Here is a 20660-nt window from a genome sequence, read left to right as displayed (position 1 = left end):
CATCAAAACAAGGGTGTTTTCCAAAGCGGAAAGCACCTTTTTTTGTTACCGTGCATGCCGATGACGGGTTTTGCAGGGTGGATAAGAGAATAAGGAGGACTTGACTATGAAGAAATTGGAAATTATCATTCAGCCGGAAAAGCTGGAAGAACTGAAAGCAATTCTTGATGAGTGTTCAGCCAATGGACTTATGATTACAAATATTATGGGTTATGGTAATCAAAAAGGTCACAAAAAAATTTACAGGGGTGCAGAATACAATGTAAATCTTCTCCCGAAAGTAAAAGTTGAGACGATTGTAGAGCCGGATACGGCAGAGAAAATCATTGAAAAAGTCGTAGCGGAGATTCAGACCGGTACATACGGAGATGGTAAGATTTTCGTATATGAGGTGGAGGATGCAGTCAGAATCCGTACCGGTGAGCGTGGATCAGATGCATTATAGAAGTTATCGAAGGAGATAGCTGTAGAGAGCCGATTAGGGCACTACAGATATCTCCTTTTTAAGTATTCGAAACATAGAGAAAACAGGAGGAAAGAATTATGGGATTAGCGGATTTGATTTCAGGCGGAATGGATGCGGCAGAAGCAGCGGGTCTCTTAATGAATGTTATGTGGACGATGATAGGAGCAGTACTGGTATACTTCATGCAGGCAGGATTTGCCATGTGTGAGGCTGGATTTACCAGAGCGAAAAATACAGGAAATATTCTTATGAAGAATATGATGGATTTTGTACTTGGAAGCTTATTCTTCTTTATATTCGGATTTGCAATTATGCATGGAACGGACTGGAATGGAGTTCTTGGTGTTCAGGGCTTTTTTGATCCGACCAGTCTGGCGGATGAAGCGGGTATGATCAACGGTCTGCCGGCAGGTGTGTTCATCATTTTCCATACAGTGTTCTGTGCAACAGCAGCTACAATTGTATCAGGTTCCATGGCAGAGAGAACCAAATTTGCTGCTTATCTGGCGTACAGTGCAGCAATCAGTATTTTCATTTACCCGGTATCCGGACACTGGATCTGGGGTGGCGGCTGGCTCTCTGAGCTTGGTTTCCATGACTTTGCAGGTTCAACAGCAGTACATATGGTTGGTGGTGTCTGTGCATTAGTCGGTGCGAAGATCCTTGGAGCACGTATTGGAAAGTTTGGTAAAGATGGTAAAGTAAAAGCGATTCCGGGACATAACCTTCCGATCGCAGCTCTGGGAGTATTCATTCTCTGGTTCTGCTGGTTTGGATTCAACTGTGGTTCTACAACTGCAGCAACAACAAATCTTGGAGATATTGCAATGACAACAAACCTTGCAGCAGCGGCAGCAACTTTGATGGCTCTGATCGTTACCTGGGTAAGATACGGAAAACCGGATGTATCCATGACATTCAACGGTTCTCTGGCAGGTCTTGTAGCGATTACAGCAGGATGTGATACCGTAAGCAACTGGTCAGCAATCATTATCGGAGCAATTGCAGGTGTGCTGGTTGTATTCTCTGTAGAGTTCTTTGATAAGGTGGCAAAAATTGATGACCCGGTAGGTGCAATTAGCGTTCACGGTGTATGTGGTGCCGTAGGAACAATTCTGACAGGTGTATTTTCTCCGGACTGTTCACTGGTAACACAGGTAATCGGTGTGGCAGCAACTGCAGCATACGTATTCGTAATGGCATTGATTATCTTCACAATAATTAATAAGACCATCGGACTTAGAGTTACTAAGGAAGAAGAAATCGAAGGTCTCGATATTCATGAGCACGGCTCAACAGCATACGCAGATTTCAACTTTAGATTGTAAAACATCTTTCCAGAGGGAGGCGGATTTTCCGCCTCCTGTTTGCATCTTTGAAAATATTCTGGACATGGTAATCTGTGACCTTTGCCTATTAGTTATGCGTGTGATATACTGAGGTTAACAAATTGGGAGGAAAGAAGAGTTATACATGAAGCTTATCATAATCAGTTTTACCAGACAGGGAAATGAAAAAAACAGGATACTCAGGGAGAAAATGGAAGAACAGGGATACAGCTGTGAGGGTTACGCACCGGCCAGATTTGCCGGTGCTGAGGAGGAGCTGAGTCCCCTTCCGGAGGATATCCGGGGATGGATCGGCACACTGTGGGGAGAATGTGGTTTCCTTTTCATCGGTGCTGCGGGAATTGCAGTCAGGATGACTGCCCCCTGGGTGAAGGATAAGTTCACAGATTCCCCGGTTCTGGTTATGGATGAGAAGGCCGGATATGTTATTCCTCTCTTATCAGGCCATGTTGGGGGTGCCGTTGAGATTGCGCGGGATGTATCCGCCTGTGTCGGAGCAGTTCCGGTGGTGACAACGGCTACAGATGTACAGGGGAAATTTGCAATAGACGTATTTGCAAAGAAAAATGATCTGGTGATTACAGACCGGGTACTGGCAAAGAAAATTTCCGCTGCGTTGCTGGAGGGAGAGAATCCATATCAAATAGAGATCGCACAGCATGTTCCGGACAGCAGTGATGAGGAGGACAGTCAGTGTCTGACACTGCTTCCTAAGAATGTGATCGTTGGAATCGGATGCAGGAAAAACTGTAAAAAAGAGAAGCTGGAAGCGGGACTGGATGAAATTCTATCGAAAAACAGATTGAGAAGGGAACAGATCCGGGCGGTTGTAAGTATTGATCTGAAAAAAGATGAGCTTGGACTTGTAGCGCTTTGCAGGGAACTTCGGGTTCCGTTTCTTACCTATACAAAAGAAGAACTTCTGGAAGTAGAGGAAGTCAGCAGCCGGTCGGAATTCGTTGCCCAGGTGACGGGAGTGGACAATGTCTGTGAACGTGCGGTAAAACGGTATATGAGTGGTAAGCAGGGAATGATTCTTCAGGAGAAGGTGTGTCTGGACGAAATGACGGTCGCAGTAGGATGTATAAAACATGAAAATGAAGAACAACGGAATCCGGAGAACGGTATGAAAACCGGAGGAGTCCTGGTTTTTGCGGGAACCACGGAAGGCAGAAGACTGGCAGAATTCCTGGGAACATGTTCCGGGCAGGCTTATGTCAGTGTGGCGACAGAGTATGGAAAAACCTGTGTGGGAGAATATCCCAATGTTCAGGTGATCTGTGGAAGGATGAACCGGGTGCAGATGGAGACATTTATGAGAGAACATCAGATTTTCATGGTGATTGATGCAACTCATCCTTATGCGGTAGAGGTGACCAGGAATATCAGAGAAGCCTGTGAATGTGTGAATGTTCCATATCTGCGCTGTCTGAGGCAGGAAAAAGATGTGGAGAATGAAGAGCTGAAAGATGTGAAAGTTCTCCATGTAGAGTCTGTGGAAGAGGCAGTACAGTATCTGGAAGGAACTGAAGGTAATATTCTGATTGCTACCGGGAGCAAGGAACTGGGATTGTATACACAAATTAAGAATTACAGGGAGAGGTGTTATGCCAGAGTACTTTCGGTTCGGGAATCTGTGGAGAAAGCGATCAGTCTCGGGTTTGAGGGAAGCCATCTGATTGCCATGCAGGGTCCATTTTCAGAGGAAATGAATCTTGCCCTCCTGAAGCAGACCAGGGCAGAATGGTTTGTGACGAAAGAATCCGGGAAGACCGGCGGATTCGGGGAAAAAGTATGGGCAGCGAAACAAAGCGGTGCCACGCTGGTGGTGATCGGAAGACCGAAGGAGGAAGGTATGACTGTGGAAGAAATCTGCAGACAGTTTCAGAAAATATATACCATTCGTTGAATACTTTTCATAAATGTGATAGAATAAATTCGGTTTCAAATCCGAAAGAAATTCAAAAGAAGTCCGGCAGGAACGCCGTATGGCGTTCCGTGACCGGCGAGGAAGTCAGGTGAGAATCCTGCGCAATACCCGTTGCTGTATTGGAGTAGTGCGCTTCCTGTATTTCTGATGTGGAAATAAATATGTTTCTATGTCAAGAAATAAGTCACTGCAGAGGAGTCTGTGGGAAGGCGGAAGCGGCATGTTTGATGCCTAAGTCAGAATATTCACTTTTGGATGGGTTTGGAAGGTTACGGGAATATAACCAGGTCGTTACTTTGGATTCCTCCGATTCTATGGACAGCCTGGAATATTCTGAGAGCTTGTCATAAGAAAAGGAGAGAAAACAATGACAAAAAAAGAAAAACAACTCATGAGAGCGGCAATTGCATTTTCCGTATTATTTGCCGCAGCACCGGTTTCCCATGCGATGCACATTATGGAAGGTTACCTTCCGGTATCTTACTGTGTGGCATGGGGAGTAGTCTGTGTACCGTTTCTGGCAGCCGGTATGATTTCCCTGAGGAAAAAACTGAATGAAAATCGAAGATCCATGACGCTGATTGCTATGGCAGGGGCTTTTGTGTTTGTGATATCTTCACTGAAGATTCCGTCTGTAACGGGAAGCTGTTCCCACATGACAGGTACGGGACTTGGAGCCATCCTGTTCGGACCCTGCGCAGTGAGCATCCTTGGAATCATCGTGCTGATTTTTCAGGCCGTGCTTCTGGCACACGGAGGTCTTACTACGCTTGGAGCCAATACGTTCTCCATGGCGATTGCAGGACCGATTCTGTCCTGGGGAATCTATAAGCTTTGCCGGAAGATGAAAGTGAATCGAAAAGTGACAGTCTTCCTGGCGGCATGTCTGGGAGACCTGTTTACCTATTGTGTGACCAGTGTTCAGCTTGCGATGGCCTATCCTTCAGAGGCGGGCGGTGTACCTGCGTCTGCACTGAAATTCCTGGGAGTATTTGCACCGACGCAGATTCCGCTTGCTCTGATCGAGGGAATTCTGACCGTGATCGTTGTGATGGCGCTGGAGTCCTATGCGAAGCCGGAGCTTCGCGCAATTGGTTTCTGGAAGGAGGCACAGTAGGATGAGTAAGAAAATGAGTAAAAATATGAAGTTGACACTGATACTTCTTGTGATAGCTGTTTTGATCGCAGTTGTCCCGCTCTTTGCAAAAAAAGGAGCAGAATTCGGAGGCTCCGATGATGCGGGAAGCCAGATGGTAGAGGAAATTGCAGGAGAATATACACCGTGGTTTACCCCGGTTCTGGAGACGGCTCTCGGCGGAGAGATACCGGGTGAAGTGGAAAGTCTGGTATTCTGTATCCAGACTGGAATCGGAGTAGGCATCATTGCGTTTTTCATGGGAAGATTTGTGGAACGCAGGAAATGGCAAAAGGATATGGAAAAGGAAGAATAAAATGATCATTGATAAGCTTTGCTATCAGTCGGGGCTTCGCTATGTGAATGCCAATTTGAAATTTATATTTGCCATGACAAGCCTTCTGTGCTGTGTGATCAGCCGATCAGTGCCTGCAGCACTGACAGTGCTGGTAACAAACGCAGTCCTGACGGTAAAAATCGGAGGCATATCATTTGCGAAGTACAGAAAGCTTATGAGAGTGCCTTTTGCTTTCCTTTTGTTAAGCACCCTTACTATTATTGTAAATATTTCCGGGGAGCCGATGGACGGTTATGCTTTTCTGATTGGAAACTTATATCTGACCGGAAGCCGTGCTTCCCTTGTGTTTGGGGCGAAATTAATTCTTACCGCCCTTGCTGCCGTGTCCAGTCTGTATTTTTTGACCCTGAATACGACTATGACGGATATTCTTGGAGTCATGGAATGGCTGCACGTGCCGGCTCTTATTACAGAACTGATGATGCTGATTTACCGGTTTATTTTTGTGCTGACGGAGGTGGCATCCAATATTACTGTTTCACAGTATTCCAGATTGGGAAACCGGGATTTTCAGACATCGCTTCGCTCTTTTGGGCAGATGGCAGCGGCAGTTTTTGTACGTGCAGTGAAGAAATCAAGATTTCTGTATGATGCTATGGAGTCACGCTGCTACGACGGGAAGGTACGGGTGCTTCGGGAGCAGTATCCTGCAAAGAGGTGGCAGATCGGTCTGGTGGCGGGTTATGAATGCCTTCTGATCGGGATCGTAATTGTGGAGAAATGTCTATGAGTGAGATTTTGCTGGAGCTTCGAAATGTAAGCTTCACTTACGAGGGAGAGACGGAGGCGTCTCTCCAAAATATAAATTTACAGATAAAAAAAGGAAAAAAGATTGCAGTGATGGGTGCCAATGGTTCCGGGAAATCCACCCTTTTTCTCTGTTGTAACGGGATTCACAGACCGGACGAAGGCGGGGTGTATTTCCATGGAGAGCCGGTGGATTATTCCAGAAAAGGCCTGCTGGAGCTGAGACGGAGTGTGGGAATTGTATTTCAGGACCCGGACAATCAGCTGTTCTCCGCCAGTGTTTATCAGGAGATTTCGTTTGGTGCCTGTAACATTGGCATGAGTGAAGAAGAGGCGAAGGGGGCGGTGGAGGATGTGATGGAACATCTGGAGATCACGCCTTTTAGGGAAAGACCGACCCATGCTTTAAGCGGAGGTCAGAAAAAGCAGGTGTCGATTGCGGACATTCTGGTGATGAAGCCGGAGGTGATCATTATGGATGAGCCGGGGGCTTCCCTGGATCCGCGCCATACCCGGATGGTGAACCGGATCATGGAGCGGATGACGGAAGAAGGAATTACGGTACTTCTGGCAACTCACGATATGGATTATGCCTATGCGTGGGCGGATGAGATCGTGCTGATGCATCAGGGGAGGATTCTAAAACAGGGTACACCTCTTCAGGTGTGCAGTGACAGGGAGGCACTCTATAAGACGAATCTGGAACCGCCTATGGTTCTTCGGATGTATGAGATGCTTTGCCACAAGGGCATACTGAAGGAAGGAAAGTATCCGCCGAAGAGTATGGACATATTATTGAAGCAGATGGAGGAAGAAGATGGGGACGAAGAAAGGGATTCTGACGGTCAGCTTCGGGACCAGTCACCTGGATACGCTGGATAAGACAATCAAAGCCATAGAACAGGATATCGCGGAAGCATTTCCGGAGTATCGGGTCTACCGGGCATTTACCAGTCAGATGATTATAAAGAAATTAAGGAAAAATGGCGTGGAGATCGCAGATGTGCGGGAGGCGCTGGAGCAGATGGCAAAGGACGGTGTGGAAAATGTAATCGTTCAGCCGACCCATGTGATCAACGGAATTGAGTATGACGGAATGATGCGAAATCTCCTGGAATATACAGGGCGGTTTCGGCAGATCCGTGTGGGAAAGCCCATGCTCAGCAGTCCCGAGGATTATAAGAAGGCGATTCATGCCGTGATGTCAGATGTAGAAATTGATGAGGATGAGATGTTGGTCTTCATGGGACACGGGACAGACCATCATGCCAATTCCGCATATCCTACGCTGGAATATACCTTCCATTTCCTGGGATATGAGCGGGTGCTGGTGGGAACGGTGGAAGGATTTCCGGATCTGAAAGCGGTGATGACCAAGCTGAATGTGACCGAGTGTAAGAAGGTGGTACTGATGCCATTTATGATCGTGGCGGGTGACCATGCGAAAAATGATATGGCAGGAGAGGAAGATTCCTGGAAGACGGAGCTTGAGGCAGACGGCTATGAGGTTCGGACGCTGGTAAAAGGGCTGGGCGAGATACCGGGAATCCGCAGGATTTTCCTGGAACATATCCGTGAAGCAATGTAACAGGAGAAAGAAAATGAGTAACAACCGGATTGTCTGGAAGAATCAGCAGAAACTAAAAAGTGGATATACGACGGGAAGTTGTGCGGCGGCAGCGGCGAAAGCGGCAGCTCACATGCTTTTTGCCGGGGAAACTGTGCCGCAGATATCTCTGATGACGCCTGCGGGCATCCTGCTGTATCTGGATGTGGAGCAGATTCAAAAAGGAACAGGCTGGGTAAGCTGTGCGGTGAGAAAGGACAGCGGAGATGACCCGGATGTGACCAACGGTATTCTGGTGTATGCAAAGGCAGAGTTTATTACACAATCCGGCGTTACAGAAGCGGATAGGGATGATGAATTCCGACGGCGGATAGAGGTTCCCGGCGGTATGCTGGAGATATCATTGACCGGCGGGAGAGGAGTCGGCCGGGTGACCTGCAAGGGATTAAAGCAGAACATCGGGGAGCCTGCGATCAATCCGGTTCCAAGGCAGATGATTCTGGATGCGGTGGAATCACAGGCGAAGGAAGCCGGAGTGTCGGGCCATATACAGGTGGAGATATCCATACCGGAAGGGAAGGCTCTGGCGGCAAAGACCTTCAATCCCCGTCTTGGCATCGAGGGTGGAATTTCTGTTCTCGGGACCAGCGGGATCGTGGAGCCGATGAGTGAAAAGGCTCTGACGGAGACCATTTACCTGGAAATGAAGGTGCTCAGGGAAAACGGCCGGGACTGGTGCTATCTGGTACCGGGAAATTACGGAAGTACTTTCTTAAGAGAAACCCTTGGATATGACGGAAAACTGGCGGTGAAATGCAGTAATTACATTGGAGAAACCATCGATGATGCCGTGGAGCTTGGCATGAAGGGCATTCTGCTGATCGGCCATGTGGGAAAACTGATTAAGCTGGCAGCAGGCGTCATGAATACCCATTCCAGAATGGCGGATTGCAGGATGGAGGTTCTGGCGGCTCACAGTGCCATGGCAGGGGCCGACAGTGAAACGGTGAGCAGGCTGATGAAATGTGTGACTACCACGGAGGCTCTGGATATTCTTGAGGAAGAACAGCTTCTGGAAACCGTGATGGAAACGGTGATGGAGAAAATCGAGTATTATATCAGACAGCGGTCGGGCGATAACCTGAAAACGGAGGTCATCGTATTTTCGGATGAGAGAGGAATTCTCGGAGAGACGAAGGGCGCAAGATGGCTGAATGAACAGATTAATGCAGAGGAGAATAGATAGCATGCTAGGGAAATTTTATGCAGTTGGCGTGGGTCCAGGTGATCCGGAACTCATGACTCTTAAGGCGGTTCGGTGTATAGAAGAAAGTGATGTGATTGCGGTTGCAGTGTCGAAACCGGAGACTTTGGAGGTCCTGTATCAGGGGGAATCCGAGGAAACATACCGAAATCTTCTGGAAGTCTGTACTGCTTATCAGATTGCCTGTCCGGTGTGTCCGGGAATTGAAAAGAAGGCGAAGCTTTTTCTTCCCATGCCCATGATGAAGGATAAGGAAGTGCTTCGGAGGGTGCATGATGACTGTGCAAAGAAAACAGCAGAGTTTTTGAAAAAGGGACTGACGGTAGCGTTTATTACACTGGGAGATCCCACGGTATATTCCACCTGCCTGTACGTGCACAAAAGGCTGAAATGTGACGGCTATGAGACGGAAATTATTCCGGGGGTGCCGTCATTTTGTGCGGCGGCTGCAAGACTTGGAATGGGGCTTGCAGAGAATCGGGAGGAGATCCATATTATTCCGGCATCCTACCAGGTGGAAGAGAGTCTGAAGCTTCCGGGTACGAAGGTCCTTATGAAGACGGGAAAGAAAATGCCTGCTGTGAAGGATGCCATCCGGCGGGAAAATCTGACGGTACGTATGGTGGAGAACTGCGGAATGGACGCGGAGAGGATTTATGAAAATGTGGAGGATATTCCGGAAGAAGCGGGATATTTCTCTCTCATGATTTTGAAGGAGGAAGAGAAATAGATGATATGGTTTGTGGGTGCCGGACCGGGGGCAGAGGATCTGATTACGGTGCGGGGAAAGGAACTGCTTCAGTCGGCGGATATGGTCATTTATGCCGGTTCTCTTGTAAATCCGGGTTTGCTAAAGGTGTGCCCGGAGGGCTGTGAGATATACAACAGTGCACGAATGACGCTGGAGGAGGTTATGGAGCAGATGCTCCGTGCCGAGCGGGAAAATAAAAGAATCGTGCGGCTTCATACGGGAGATCCCTGTCTCTATGGTGCGATTAAGGAACAGATGGATATTCTGGAGCGGGAAGGGATTCCCTATGAGGTGTGTCCGGGAGTCAGCTCCTTCTGTGGAGCGGCGGCTGCCCTTGGAGCGGAATACACGCTTCCGGGGATTTCCCAGTCAGTTGTGATTACAAGGATGGCAGGAAGGACACCGGTGCCGGATAAGGAATCCATTCGAAGCTTTGCGGCGCATCAGGCGACCATGGTCATTTTCCTGAGCACCGGGATGCTGCGGGAACTGTCGGAGGAACTGATTGCCGGAGGCTATGCTTCTGATACGCCGGCGGCCATTGTTTATAAGGCCAGCTGGCCGGAAGAGAAGGTGTGCCGCTGTACCGTGGGAAATCTTGCTGAGACTGCACAGGAAAATCAGATTCACAAGACTGCACTGATTGTGGTGGGACGGATACTGGATGGGGAGTATCAGCGGTCAGAGCTTTATCATCCGGCGTTTTCCACGGAATTCAGAGAGGCCTCCTGCCGGAGAGAGGATGTGCCGGATATCCGGGACAGAGAATCGAAGGGAAAGGAGCAGCAGGATGTGTAAGATATATGTAGTGGGAATCGGGCCGGGAGCGGAGCGGCAGATGACGATCCTGGCGGACGAGACCCTTAGACAATGCGATGTGATCGTGGGCTATACGGTCTATATTGATCTGGTGAAGAACCGGTATCCGGATAAAACCTTCCTTACCACACCGATGAAACAGGAAGCGGCCCGCTGCCGGATGGCATTTGAGGAAGCTTTAAAAGGAAAAAAGGTGGCAATGATCTGTAGCGGCGATGCCGGAATCTATGGGATGGCAGGGCTTATGTACGAAGTGGGACGGGACTATCCGGAGGTTTCTCTGGAAATCATACCAGGAATTACGGCAGCTTCAGGGGGAGCGGCCGTTCTGGGAGCACCGCTCATGCATGACTTTGCAGTCATCAGCTTAAGTGATCTTCTGACACCCTGGGAGAAGATAGAGGCGAGACTGCGGGCAGCAGCGGCAGCAGATTTTGTAATATGTATCTATAATCCGTCCAGTAAAAAACGGGCAGATTATCTGAAAAAAGCCTGTGACTGTGTGCTGGAATATCAGTCCGGGGACACGGTCTGCGGTCTGGTAAAAAATATCGGCCGCGAGGGAGAGACCTGTCGGGTACTTCCTCTTCGGGAACTTCGGGATACGGCAGTAGACATGTTTACCACGGTGTATATCGGAAATGAGCAGACAATGGAAATCGATGGCAGGATGGTAACACCAAGAGGATATCGCAATGTGTAGAGAAGAGAGACAGATTTATCTGATCGGAATTGGAATGGGCACGACCCGGACATTAACAGAAGAGGGAAATGAGGCGCTTCAGATGGCAGAGCTGATTATCGGAGCGGAGCGGATGACGGCTCCCTTTGAAAAAATGGGCCGGAACTGTCTGCGGGAATACCGTCCGTCCGCAGTGCGTCAGTTTTTGGAAAGTTATTCGGAGTACAGAATCTGTGCGATTGTACTCTCGGGCGACACAGGTTTTTACAGCGGTGCGAAAGGAATGGCGGAGAAGCTTGGAGGTATGGGAGAGATTCACTGGATTCCGGGCATCTCTTCCGTAGCTTATCTGGCTGCCAGACTTGGAACATCCTGGGAAGATGCGGCGCTGGTGAGTGTTCACGGACGATTCCAGAATGCAGTTTATGCCATCGCGCATAACCGGAAGACCTTTCTTCTGACGGATCAGAAATCCGGCGGGCAGTTATATGATAAATTACGATATTATCCATTTGAAAATGTTACGGTTCATATCGGGAATAACCTGTCTTATGAGACGGAGAGAATTGTGTCAGGGAAACCGGAGGAGCTTCATAGAGAAGACTTTGGGGAGCTGGCGGTGGTTATGGTTGAAAATGATGCCCCGGATACGCGGGTGTGCCCTCACCTGAAGGATGAGGAATTTATCCGCCTGGAGGGGGAGGTTCATGTTCCAATGACGAAGGAGGCAGTCCGGACCCTCAGCATCGGTGCGCTGGAACTGACGAAGGATGCGGTGCTGTATGATATCGGTGCGGGAACCGGCTCTGTTTCTATAGAGGCAGCAGGGATGGCACCCGGAATCCGTGTCATTGCGGTGGAGAAAAAAGAAGAGGCCTGTGAGCTGATTCGAAAGAACTGCCGAAAGTTTAAGACGGATCAGGTGGAAGTGATTCCCGGAATGGCACCGGAGATTCTGGAACAAATGGAAGAGTTGGAGCCACCGACCCATGTGTTTATCGGGGGAAGCTCCGGGAATCTGAAGGAAATTCTGCGTTTCGTGAGAGGAAAGAATCCAAATGCACGGATCGTGATCAATGCCATTTCACTGGAGACCGTGTGTGAAATTATGGATGCGGTGAAAGAGGGACTGATTCCGGAACCGCAGATACAGCAGGTTATGGTATCCGGGGCAAGAACTCTGGGCAGTTATCATATGATGCAGGCGCAGAATCCGGTCTATATTGTCAGTACCGGAGGAGAGAAGGGAGTCGGCCAATGAAAATTCCGGGAGTAATGATTGCCGCTGCATCCAGTGGGAGCGGTAAAACGGTGACAGCCTGCGGGCTGATGGAAGCCTTTCTGGGAAAAGGACTTCAGGTTCTGGCATGTAAATGCGGACCGGATTACATTGATCCCATGTTCCACCGGCAGGTGCTGGGCATAGGGTCGGAAAATCTGGATCTGTACTTTTCAGAGGCGGAAGACCTGAGAGAAATATATACGGAGCATGCGAAGAACGCGGATCTGACGATTATCGAAGGTGTTATGGGATACTATGACGGGATGACGCTGGATTCAGAACGGGCCAGTTCCTATGAGGTGGCAAAGACGCTTCAGGTGCCGGTGATTCTGGTGGTATCCTGCCGGGGAATGGCTTATTCGGTATCGGCAGTGATCAGGGGAATTGCAGGATTTCGCAGTGACAGCAATATCCGCGGGGTGATTTTGAATCGGATTTCTCCGTCCCTTTACCCGCGAATGAAGGAAATGCTGGAGAGGGAGCTTGCAGACACCGGAATCAGGATTGTGGGATACATACCGGAAGATGAGGTGTTCCGTCTGGACAGCCGCCATCTTGGACTGGTGACACCGGAAAATATCCGGAATCTAAAAAGTCAGATGGAGAGCGCGGGTCATATCTTAAGTCAGTCGCTGGATCTGGAACTGATCCGTCAGATTGCGGAAAAACACTCCAAATTAGAAATGAATAAATATATAAAGAAACGAAATAATGATTATAGAAATAAATTTAAAGACCGCGTCAGAATTGCAGTAGCGTCAGATGAGGCCTTCAATTTCTACTATCAGGCGAATATGAGGATGCTGGAACATCTGGGCTGTGAGCTGGTACCATTTAGTCCTATTGTCGACCGGAAGCTGCCGGAGGGAATCGGTGGTCTGATCCTGGGAGGCGGGTATCCGGAAGAGTATGCTGCGCGGTTGTCAGAAAATGTCTCTATGCGGGAGGATATCCGGGCGTGGATTGCAAAAGACGGTCCGTGCCTGGCAGAATGCGGAGGATTCCTGTATCTGCAGGAATGGCTGACGGGGACAGACGGCAAAACCTGGCCCATGGTGGGCGCAATTGCTTCCGGGTCGGAGAGAAAAGACAGACTGGTCCGATTTGGCTATATGAGGGCAGAGGCTCTGACGGACGGGGTTTACCTGAAAAAGGGCGAGTCCATTCGGGGGCATGAGTTTCACTACTGGGACAGCTCCGAGAATGGAGGGGACTGTCTGGCCGTGAAACCGGACGGAAAGCGGAGCTGGGAATGTATTCATATGAAGGGAAATCTGTTTGCGGGTTATCCCCATCTGTACTATCCGTCCAATCCGGTTTTTGCAGAACGGTTTGTAGAGCGGTGCCGTACAGTATGTCAGGTGGATGACAATTTCCGAGAAAGTCTCGGATATAAAGAAACAAATTGAGGTGGCAGGAATGACGACAGAAGAGATAAGAGCACGGATCCAACCCGTGGATAAACGCAGTATGGAAGAGGCGAGAGAACACTGGATGACCGTGGGAAAGCCTCTGTTCAGCCTCGGAAAGCTTGAGGAGGCTGTGATCCGTATGGCGGGGATTCAGAGAACTCCCAGGGTCCGCATCGATAAAAAGGGACTGATTATCATGTGTGCAGATAACGGAGTGGTGGCAGAAGGTGTTACCCAGACCGGACAGGAAGTCACTGCAATCGTAGCAGAAAACTTTGCGGGGCACCGGTCTTCCGTATGCCTGATGAGTGATGTGGCTGGCGTGGATATTTTCCCGGTAGATATCGGGATGATAAAGGATGTGCCGGGGGTGAGCATTCCGGAAAATAAGGTGGCTTACGGGACGGGCAACCTTCTTCATGAGTGTGCCATGACCAGGGAAGAAGTAGAAAAGGCTCTTTCTATCGGGATTCGTACAGTAGAAGAGAGAAAGAGAGAAGGATATCAGATTCTGGCGACAGGAGAGATGGGAATAGGAAATACCACGACCAGCAGTGCAGTGGCTTCTGTACTTCTCGGGGTGCCGGTGCCGCAGGTGACAGGAAGGGGAGCCGGTCTCAGCAGTTCGGGACTTGCTCGAAAGATTCAGGTGATTGAGGAAGCCATTGCAAAACATCAGCCGGATGCATCCGATGTGATCGATGTGCTGTCCAAGGTCGGAGGTCTGGATATTGCCGGGCTGGTCGGAGTTTACCTTGGAGGAGCCGTCTTCGGGATTCCTATTGTAATCGATGGGTTTATATCAGCAGTGGCAGCACTTTGTGCCATGAGTATGGATGAGCGGGTCAGAGATTATATGATGCCCTCTCACGTATCGAAGGAACCGGCCGGGGCAATGCTTCTGGAAGCCCTGGGGCTTTCCCCCTTCCTTACCTGTGACATGTGTCTGGGCGAGGGAAGTGGAGCGGTGGCGGTACTTCCGTTGCTGGAAATGGGACTTCGTGTTTATCATGAGATGGGAACATTTGATGATATTAAGGTGGAGCAGTATCAGGTGCTGAAATAAGGAGGTAGAATATGAATTTTCTGCAGTCATTTGTGATTGCCATGTCCATGTATTCCAAGATCCCCATGCCGGCGGTGGAATGGAAGAAGGAAAATATGAAATATGCCATGTGCTTCTTCCCTCTCGTGGGAGTTGTGATCGGTGCGGCAGTTTATCTGGCAGGCAGGTTGTTCTTTGGGCTTCACTGTCAGCCGCTTATGAGAGGGGCTGTGTGTACCCTGGTTCCAATCCTGATCAGTGGCGGAATCCATATGGACGGTTTCATGGACACGATGGATGCCCTTGCTTCTTACGGAGATAAGGAGAAGAAGCTTGCCATATTAAAAGACAGCCATGCGGGTGCATTTGCCATACTGGGGCTTGGATGTTATCTGGTCTGGAGTCTGGCGGTATGGGGAGAAATCCCGGAAGAAATGCTGGGAGTGGCTGCCCTTAGTTTTGTCGTATCCCGGTCGCTTAGCGGATATAGTGTGGTGACCTTTCCAGCTGCAAGAGAAAATGGTCTTGCGAGAACATTTCAGGATCAGGCAGAGAAAAAGCGCGTGAAGATTACGATGCTGGTCTTTCTGATTCTGGCTGCGGCGGGAATGTGTGCAGTTCATCTCAGGGCTGCTGCGGGAGCACTTCTGGCAGAAGTGCTGGTATTCTGGTACTATAAAAAAATGAGCACCAGGCAGTTTGGCGGCGTGACCGGAGATCTGGCAGGATATTTTCTGGAAATATCGGAGCTTGCCATGCTGACGGGAATGATGCTCACAGGAGGATACTTATGGAATTGATATTTATCCGGCATTTAAAGACAAAAGGGAATCGCCTTCGTCAGTACATCGGCGTGACCGATGAACCCCTGGATCAGCCGGTGCTTTTGCGGGAGTATCCGAATGCGGACACAGTGGTCGTAAGTCCTCTGAAGCGGTGCATACAGACGGCAGAACTGATTTATCCCGGAAAAGGACAGATGATCTGTCCGGGACTTCGGGAATGTGATTTTGGCGAATTTGAGAAAAAAACCTATGAAGAGTTGAAAAATCATCCTGCATATCAGAAATGGCTGGACAGCGGCGGAGCGGCAGCATTTCCCGGAGGAGAGGGAAGAGAAGCATTCGTGAAACGCTCGGTGGCAGCCTTTGAAGAGGCTGTGAGGAAACTCATGGAAAATGGCTGCAGGAGGGCTTCGTTTGTGGTGCATGGCGGAACTATTATGGCGGTTCTTTCAGAATTTGACAGGGAGAAAAGAGACTTCTATCAGTGGCAGGTGGCTAATGGAGAAGGATTTCTTGCAAAATTAGATGAAACAGACTGGAAGTCTGGAAAGAAACAATTAACGGAGATAAGAAAGATATGAGTATATTAATGGCGTGCACTGTCGGTGTGATCCTGGATATGATATTTGGGGATCCGGTATGGCTTTACCATCCGGTGAGGCTGATTGGAAGGCTGATTACCGTTCTGGAGCGTGGATTTCGCAGAATCTGCAGTGATGAGGATCCGGAAAAGGAAAATCACAAGCTTCTGATAGCGGGAAGAGTGTTCTGTATCATGGTTCCGGTGATTTCTGCAGGAATTCCTGCATTTATTCTTCTGGGAGTGAGACAGTTCCGTCCGGAAGCGGCATTTGTACTGGAGTGCTTCTGGTGTTATCAGCTTCTTGCGGCCAGATCTCTGAAGGCGGAGAGCCGCAGAGTATACGACAGATTAAAGGACCATGACCTGCCCGGTGCCCGGAAGGCAGTTTCTATGATCGTGGGAAGGGATACCCAGGCACTGGATGAGCGCGGCGTAACAAAAGCAGCAGTGGAGACGGTTGCCGAGAATACTTCAGATGGTGTGACAGCGCCTCTTTTCTATATGATGATCGGAGGTCCGATACTGGGATTTTTCTACAAGGCTGTCAATACGATGGATTCCATGGTAGGCTATAAGAATGAGAAATACCTGTACTTTGGCCGTGCGGCAGCAAAATTTGATGATCTGATGAATTACATTCCGGCAAGGATATCTGCATGGCTGATGATAGCAAGCGCTTTTCTTCTCCGCATGGACGGGGCAAATGCGTATCGTATCTATAAGCGGGACAGGAGAAAACACGCCAGTCCCAATGCGGCTCAGACAGAGGCGGTCTGTGCGGGTGCGCTGCGGGTGCAGCTTGCAGGCAATGCGTATTATTTTGGAAAATTATACGAGAAAGAATATATCGGAGATGATCTGCGCCCTGTGGAAGCGGAGGATATCCTTCGTGCCGGGCAACTGATGGACGGTACGGAAATCCTGATGCTTGTGATGTGCGCGGTGCTGAGATATATGATTTTGGCTTTCATATAGAATGAAGAGAAAGGAGGGAGACTTTAGATGGAATACGTGCATGGGGGAGATATATACAGCGAAGAGGGGCTGATGGATTTCTCAGTGAATATCAATCCATTTGGTCCGGGAGAACGGGTGATTGAGGCAGTGAGAAGTGCAGCAGCTGAGATTGGCGCTTATCCGGACAGCCGGTGCAGGAAACTTCGAAATGCGCTGGCAATGGAACTTCAGGTTCCGCCGGAATGTCTGATATTTGGAAATGGCGCGGCAGATATCCTCTTTTCCCTGGTGCTGGCGAAGAAACCGAAGCGGGCACTGGTGACGGCACCGGCATTTGCGGAATATGAGCAGGCCCTTCGCAGTGTCGGCTGTGAGGTTTTGTATCATGAGCTGAAAGAAGAAGAGAATTTCTGTCTTACGGAAGAAATTCTCCCCTGTCTGGATAAGGGTTTCGATATGGTATTCCTATGTTCGCCGGATAATCCTTCGGGTGCAGTGATTCCAAAACCTCTTTTAAAGCGAATCTTGCAGAAATGTGAAAAAGAGAATATCCTCATGGTACTGGATGAATGCTTCTGGGAATTTGCTTTTGCAGACGCCAAAGAGACCATGCAGGAAGAAGCGATTGCTTCTAAATACTGTTTCCTCCTCCGTGCATTTACCAAGATGCATGCCATGCCGGGACTTCGCCTGGGCTATGGGATCTGTGCGGATGAGGATCTGCTGGAAAATATGCAGGAGGTGCGGCAGCCCTGGAGTGTATCTAACGTTGCACAGGCGGCAGGCATCGCGGCAATCGGAGACAAAGAGCGTGCTGCCGAAACCCGTCTGTACGTGCAGGAGGAGAGAGAACGGATACGGGGGATTCTTACAAAACTTGGAATACACTGCTATCCATCTTCAGCGAACTATATTCTTATGAAGAGCGAAAAAGATTTGTATAAGTTTCTAAAGAAACGAGGATATCTTATTAGAAACTGTAATAATTACCGTGGATTGGGAGAAGGATACTATCGGATCGCAGTCCGAAAGAGAGAGGATAATGAGAAACTTCTGGCGGCTGTGACAGAAATATGTAAGGAGGAACTGGCGGATGGCTAAACCGATTATGATACAGGGAACCATGTCCAATGCAGGAAAGAGTATTCTGACAGGAGGGCTTCTTCGGGTGCTTAAGCAGGATGGCGTGAAGGCTGCTCCTTTCAAATCTCAGAATATGGCACTGAATTCCTTTATTACCAGAGAGGGACTGGAGATGGGACGGGCTCAGGTCATGCAGGCGGAGGCGGCTATGATTGAACCCTCTGTCCGGATGAATCCCATTCTCCTGAAGCCAACCAATGACACGGGATCTCAGGTGATTGTGAATGGAGAGGTGACAGGCATCATGTCTGCGACGGAGTATTTTCGTAAAAAACGGGAATATATTCCGGCGATTCTGGAGGCCTATCATTCTCTGGCAGTTGAGTACGATGTTATCGTAATTGAGGGCGCGGGAAGCCCCGCTGAGATTAATCTGAAAAAAGATGATATCGTCAATATGGGAATGGCCGCCATGGTAGATGCTCCGGTGCTTTTAGCCGGAGATATTGACAGAGGTGGTGTGTTTGCACAGATCGTGGGAACAATTGTACTCTTAGAAGAGGAAGAAAAGAGAAGGATCAAAGGAACGATTATTAATAAATTCCGCGGAGATAAGGAGATTCTGAAACCGGGACTTCGTATGCTGGAGGAGAAGACAAAGATCCCGGTTTGCGGCGTGGTACCATATTTTCATCTGGATATTGATGATGAAGACAGTCTGACCGAGCGTTTTTCAGGAAAAGGAGGCCCCGGTCTTCTTGATATTGCCGTGATTCGTCTGCCCCGAATTTCGAATTTTACTGATTTTGCGGCATTGGAGTACCGGAAAGAAATGTCGATTCGCTATGTGGATACGCCGGGAGATTTCGGAGAACCGGATGCGGTTCTGATACCGGGAAGTAAGAATACGATTCAGGATCTTCTGTGGATGCGGCAGAATGGTCTGGAGGGAAAGATCATCCGTCACGCGAAGAAGGGAAAACTGGTCTTTGGAATCTGCGGCGGCTATCAGATGCTTGGAGAGAGCATCTACGACCCGGAAGGAGTCGAACAGAAAGGTGAGATCCGGGGGATGGGACTTCTCCCGGTGAGAACTGTATTTGAGACAGAGAAAACCCGGACCAGGGTGGAAGGCCGATTTTTGAAGATGGAAGGAATTCTGGAAGAAATGACGGATGTGCCAATGGAAGGTTATGAAATCCATATGGGGACGACGGAATATATGAATGAACCGGCGGCACCGCTTGTGAATTTAGTGTATGAGGCAGGTACAGCCGCAGTTGGTGGCGGAGAGCGGAAAACCCGTGCGGACGGGGCGCAGTCAGGCAATGTGTATGGCTGTTATGTTCATGGAATCTTCGATAGCTCGGAGGCGGCGAAGGGGATTTCGGCGGCACTTCTTAAATGGAAGGGATATGATGCTGACATGGCAGAAACCATGGATCTGAAAGCATACAAAGAAAGCCAGTATGATCTGCTGGCAGATGTCATCCGGGATAATCTGGATATGAAGAGAATTTATGAAATCATTGAGAAAGGAATGGATGCACCATGCAGTCTGTAATTCGTATCGGAAGCAGGGAGAGTGCTCTTGCTGTTGCACAGGCAGAACTGGTTCGGCAGGAAATTGAGAGAAGACACCCGGAGGTCAGGACAGAGCTTGTCACCATGAAAACTACGGGAGATAAGATACTGGGGAAGAGTTTGGAGGCGATCGGCGGAAAAGGCCTCTTTGTCAAGGAGCTGGATCAGGCTCTGTGTGAGGGGAAAATAGATATCTCCGTTCACAGTCTGAAGGATATGCCGATGGAAATATCTGATGAACTTCCGATTCTGGCATTTTCTGCACGGGGAGACGCGAGAGATGTGCTGATCTATAAGCCGGGAAGGGAAGAACTTCCAAAGTGCCCGGTTATCGGGACTTCCAGCAAGAGAAGGACGATACAGATGAGAAAACTCTTTCCGGACGCATCATTTACGGGAATCCGGGGAAATGTACAGACACGTCTTCGCAAATTGGCAGAAGAGAATTACGACGGTACGATTCTGGCGGCAGCCGGTCTTGAGAGGCTGGGAATGAATCGGGTTGCAGGAAGATATTTTTCTGTGGAAGAAATGATTCCGGCCGCAGGGCAGGGCATTCTGGCGATTCAGGGCCGAAAGGGAGAGGATGTTTCCTGGCTGGAGGGGCTCAACAGTCCGGAGAGTCAGGCGGCAGCTTTAGCGGAACGGCAATTCGTGCGGGCGCTGGATGGAGGATGTACTTCTCCGGTGGCAGCATATGCCAAAGTGGCAGGCAGGGAAATCCATTTGACGGGACTCTATTATGATGAGTCGGAGGAATGGTATTTTACAGATTCGGTTGCAGGAAATGTGGATTGTCCAGAGGCTTTGGGAGAAAAGCTTGCATTAACGATGCGAAAGAAGGCGGACAATCGTTAGAAA

At 49.2% G+C, this 20660-nt stretch carries 21 protein-coding genes and 1 riboswitch; all 21 genes read left to right on the top strand.

Going from position 1 to position 20660, the window contains the following annotated elements:
- Window positions 1–106 precede the first annotated feature (106 nt).
- The 21 genes from ACQRCC_RS04460 to hemC all read left to right on the top strand — a co-directional run bounded on the left by ACQRCC_RS04460 (window position 107) and on the right by hemC (window position 20657).
- Window positions 107–445, top strand: a complete 339-nt coding sequence (locus tag ACQRCC_RS04460; RefSeq protein WP_427849604.1) for a P-II family nitrogen regulator — start codon at window positions 107–109, stop codon at window positions 443–445.
- Between the two features lie 98 nt (window positions 446–543).
- Complete coding sequence (locus ACQRCC_RS04455) at window positions 544–1794, top strand: ammonium transporter (protein WP_427849603.1); 1251 nt, start codon at window positions 544–546, stop codon at window positions 1792–1794.
- A 145-nt stretch (window positions 1795–1939) separates the two neighbouring features.
- Window positions 1940–3724, top strand: coding sequence for a precorrin-6A reductase (gene cobK / locus ACQRCC_RS04450; RefSeq protein WP_427849602.1), 1785 nt, complete (start codon window positions 1940–1942; stop codon window positions 3722–3724).
- A gap of 50 nt (window positions 3725–3774) precedes the next feature.
- A riboswitch (cobalamin riboswitch) is annotated at window positions 3775–4012 on the top strand.
- Between the two features lie 100 nt (window positions 4013–4112).
- Window positions 4113–4862 (top strand): energy-coupling factor ABC transporter permease, encoded by a 750-nt coding sequence (locus ACQRCC_RS04445; protein ID WP_427849601.1) that lies wholly within the window; start codon window positions 4113–4115, stop codon window positions 4860–4862.
- A 13-nt stretch (window positions 4863–4875) separates the two neighbouring features.
- Window positions 4876–5196, top strand: a complete 321-nt coding sequence (locus ACQRCC_RS04440; protein WP_427849758.1) for an energy-coupling factor ABC transporter substrate-binding protein — start codon at window positions 4876–4878, stop codon at window positions 5194–5196.
- A 1-nt stretch (window position 5197) separates the two neighbouring features.
- Window positions 5198–5968, top strand: a complete 771-nt coding sequence (gene cbiQ, locus ACQRCC_RS04435; RefSeq protein ID WP_427849600.1) for a cobalt ECF transporter T component CbiQ — start codon at window positions 5198–5200, stop codon at window positions 5966–5968.
- Window positions 5965–6867 carry an energy-coupling factor ABC transporter ATP-binding protein gene (locus tag ACQRCC_RS04430; RefSeq protein ID WP_427849599.1) on the top strand — a complete coding sequence of 301 codons (903 nt, stop codon included), beginning with the start codon at window positions 5965–5967 and terminating at the stop codon, window positions 6865–6867. The genes cbiQ and ACQRCC_RS04430 overlap by 4 nt, the downstream gene beginning before the upstream one ends.
- A complete protein-coding gene (locus ACQRCC_RS04425; RefSeq protein WP_427849598.1) occupies window positions 6803–7573 on the top strand; it encodes a sirohydrochlorin cobaltochelatase in 771 nt (256 codons plus the stop codon). The genes ACQRCC_RS04430 and ACQRCC_RS04425 overlap by 65 nt, the downstream gene beginning before the upstream one ends.
- A gap of 13 nt (window positions 7574–7586) precedes the next feature.
- Window positions 7587–8798, top strand: coding sequence for a cobalt-precorrin-5B (C(1))-methyltransferase CbiD (cbiD, locus tag ACQRCC_RS04420; protein WP_427849597.1), 1212 nt, complete (start codon window positions 7587–7589; stop codon window positions 8796–8798).
- 1 nt (window position 8799) lies between these two features.
- Entirely contained in the window at window positions 8800–9546 is a 747-nt protein-coding gene (gene cobI / locus ACQRCC_RS04415; RefSeq protein ID WP_427849596.1) for a precorrin-2 C(20)-methyltransferase, read from the top strand.
- Window positions 9547–10365, top strand: a complete 819-nt coding sequence (cobM, locus tag ACQRCC_RS04410; RefSeq protein WP_427849595.1) for a precorrin-4 C(11)-methyltransferase — start codon at window positions 9547–9549, stop codon at window positions 10363–10365.
- Entirely contained in the window at window positions 10358–11089 is a 732-nt protein-coding gene (cobJ, locus tag ACQRCC_RS04405) for a precorrin-3B C(17)-methyltransferase (RefSeq protein WP_427849594.1), read from the top strand. The genes cobM and cobJ overlap by 8 nt, the downstream gene beginning before the upstream one ends.
- On the top strand, window positions 11082–12329 hold the full coding sequence (gene cbiE, locus ACQRCC_RS04400) for a precorrin-6y C5,15-methyltransferase (decarboxylating) subunit CbiE (RefSeq protein ID WP_427849593.1): 1248 nt from the start codon (window positions 11082–11084) through the stop codon (window positions 12327–12329). Before cobJ ends, cbiE begins: the two co-directional genes overlap by 8 nt.
- Entirely contained in the window at window positions 12326–13759 is a 1434-nt protein-coding gene (locus ACQRCC_RS04395; protein ID WP_427849592.1) for a cobyrinate a,c-diamide synthase, read from the top strand. Before cbiE ends, ACQRCC_RS04395 begins: the two co-directional genes overlap by 4 nt.
- A 10-nt stretch (window positions 13760–13769) precedes the next feature.
- The gene (cobT, locus tag ACQRCC_RS04390) at window positions 13770–14828 is read left to right on the top strand and encodes a nicotinate-nucleotide--dimethylbenzimidazole phosphoribosyltransferase (RefSeq protein WP_427849591.1); all 1059 of its coding nucleotides are present in this window, start codon (window positions 13770–13772) and stop codon (window positions 14826–14828) included.
- An 11-nt stretch (window positions 14829–14839) separates the two neighbouring features.
- Window positions 14840–15607, top strand: coding sequence for an adenosylcobinamide-GDP ribazoletransferase (gene cobS, locus ACQRCC_RS04385; RefSeq protein WP_427849590.1), 768 nt, complete (start codon window positions 14840–14842; stop codon window positions 15605–15607).
- Entirely contained in the window at window positions 15598–16173 is a 576-nt protein-coding gene (locus ACQRCC_RS04380) for a histidine phosphatase family protein (protein WP_427849589.1), read from the top strand. Before cobS ends, ACQRCC_RS04380 begins: the two co-directional genes overlap by 10 nt.
- Window positions 16170–17150, top strand: a complete 981-nt coding sequence (gene cbiB / locus ACQRCC_RS04375) for an adenosylcobinamide-phosphate synthase CbiB (RefSeq protein WP_427849588.1) — start codon at window positions 16170–16172, stop codon at window positions 17148–17150. The genes ACQRCC_RS04380 and cbiB overlap by 4 nt, the downstream gene beginning before the upstream one ends.
- Window positions 17151–17177: 27 nt before the next feature.
- Window positions 17178–18233 (top strand): pyridoxal phosphate-dependent aminotransferase, encoded by a 1056-nt coding sequence (locus ACQRCC_RS04370; RefSeq protein ID WP_427849587.1) that lies wholly within the window; start codon window positions 17178–17180, stop codon window positions 18231–18233.
- Window positions 18226–19779, top strand: coding sequence for a cobyric acid synthase (locus tag ACQRCC_RS04365; protein WP_427849586.1), 1554 nt, complete (start codon window positions 18226–18228; stop codon window positions 19777–19779). The genes ACQRCC_RS04370 and ACQRCC_RS04365 overlap by 8 nt, the downstream gene beginning before the upstream one ends.
- On the top strand, window positions 19767–20657 hold the full coding sequence (gene hemC / locus ACQRCC_RS04360) for a hydroxymethylbilane synthase (RefSeq protein ID WP_427849585.1): 891 nt from the start codon (window positions 19767–19769) through the stop codon (window positions 20655–20657). Before ACQRCC_RS04365 ends, hemC begins: the two co-directional genes overlap by 13 nt.
- The last annotated feature ends 3 nt before the right edge of the window (window positions 20658–20660 follow it).

This window comes from Sporofaciens sp. SGI.106 (assembly GCF_050314255.1).
GTDB lineage: Bacteria > Bacillota > Clostridia > Lachnospirales > Lachnospiraceae > Claveliimonas.
Note: the sequence above shows the minus strand (reverse complement) of the source record. Positions and strands in the feature narration are given on the sequence as shown.

Coding starts and splice junctions, on each gene's coding strand:
- ACQRCC_RS04460 (WP_427849604.1), top strand. CDS start 107: ATGAAGAAATTGGAAATTATCATTCAGCCGGAAAAGCTGGAAGAACTG.
- ACQRCC_RS04455 (WP_427849603.1), top strand. CDS start 544: ATGGGATTAGCGGATTTGATTTCAGGCGGAATGGATGCGGCAGAAGCA.
- cobK (WP_427849602.1), top strand. CDS start 1,940: ATGAAGCTTATCATAATCAGTTTTACCAGACAGGGAAATGAAAAAAAC.
- ACQRCC_RS04445 (WP_427849601.1), top strand. CDS start 4,113: ATGACAAAAAAAGAAAAACAACTCATGAGAGCGGCAATTGCATTTTCC.
- ACQRCC_RS04440 (WP_427849758.1), top strand. CDS start 4,876: ATGAGTAAAAATATGAAGTTGACACTGATACTTCTTGTGATAGCTGTT.
- cbiQ (WP_427849600.1), top strand. CDS start 5,198: ATGATCATTGATAAGCTTTGCTATCAGTCGGGGCTTCGCTATGTGAAT.
- ACQRCC_RS04430 (WP_427849599.1), top strand. CDS start 5,965: ATGAGTGAGATTTTGCTGGAGCTTCGAAATGTAAGCTTCACTTACGAG.
- ACQRCC_RS04425 (WP_427849598.1), top strand. CDS start 6,803: ATGGGGACGAAGAAAGGGATTCTGACGGTCAGCTTCGGGACCAGTCAC.
- cbiD (WP_427849597.1), top strand. CDS start 7,587: ATGAGTAACAACCGGATTGTCTGGAAGAATCAGCAGAAACTAAAAAGT.
- cobI (WP_427849596.1), top strand. CDS start 8,800: ATGCTAGGGAAATTTTATGCAGTTGGCGTGGGTCCAGGTGATCCGGAA.
- cobM (WP_427849595.1), top strand. CDS start 9,547: ATGATATGGTTTGTGGGTGCCGGACCGGGGGCAGAGGATCTGATTACG.
- cobJ (WP_427849594.1), top strand. CDS start 10,358: ATGTGTAAGATATATGTAGTGGGAATCGGGCCGGGAGCGGAGCGGCAG.
- cbiE (WP_427849593.1), top strand. CDS start 11,082: ATGTGTAGAGAAGAGAGACAGATTTATCTGATCGGAATTGGAATGGGC.
- ACQRCC_RS04395 (WP_427849592.1), top strand. CDS start 12,326: ATGAAAATTCCGGGAGTAATGATTGCCGCTGCATCCAGTGGGAGCGGT.
- cobT (WP_427849591.1), top strand. CDS start 13,770: ATGACGACAGAAGAGATAAGAGCACGGATCCAACCCGTGGATAAACGC.
- cobS (WP_427849590.1), top strand. CDS start 14,840: ATGAATTTTCTGCAGTCATTTGTGATTGCCATGTCCATGTATTCCAAG.
- ACQRCC_RS04380 (WP_427849589.1), top strand. CDS start 15,598: ATGGAATTGATATTTATCCGGCATTTAAAGACAAAAGGGAATCGCCTT.
- cbiB (WP_427849588.1), top strand. CDS start 16,170: ATGAGTATATTAATGGCGTGCACTGTCGGTGTGATCCTGGATATGATA.
- ACQRCC_RS04370 (WP_427849587.1), top strand. CDS start 17,178: ATGGAATACGTGCATGGGGGAGATATATACAGCGAAGAGGGGCTGATG.
- ACQRCC_RS04365 (WP_427849586.1), top strand. CDS start 18,226: ATGGCTAAACCGATTATGATACAGGGAACCATGTCCAATGCAGGAAAG.
- hemC (WP_427849585.1), top strand. CDS start 19,767: ATGCAGTCTGTAATTCGTATCGGAAGCAGGGAGAGTGCTCTTGCTGTT.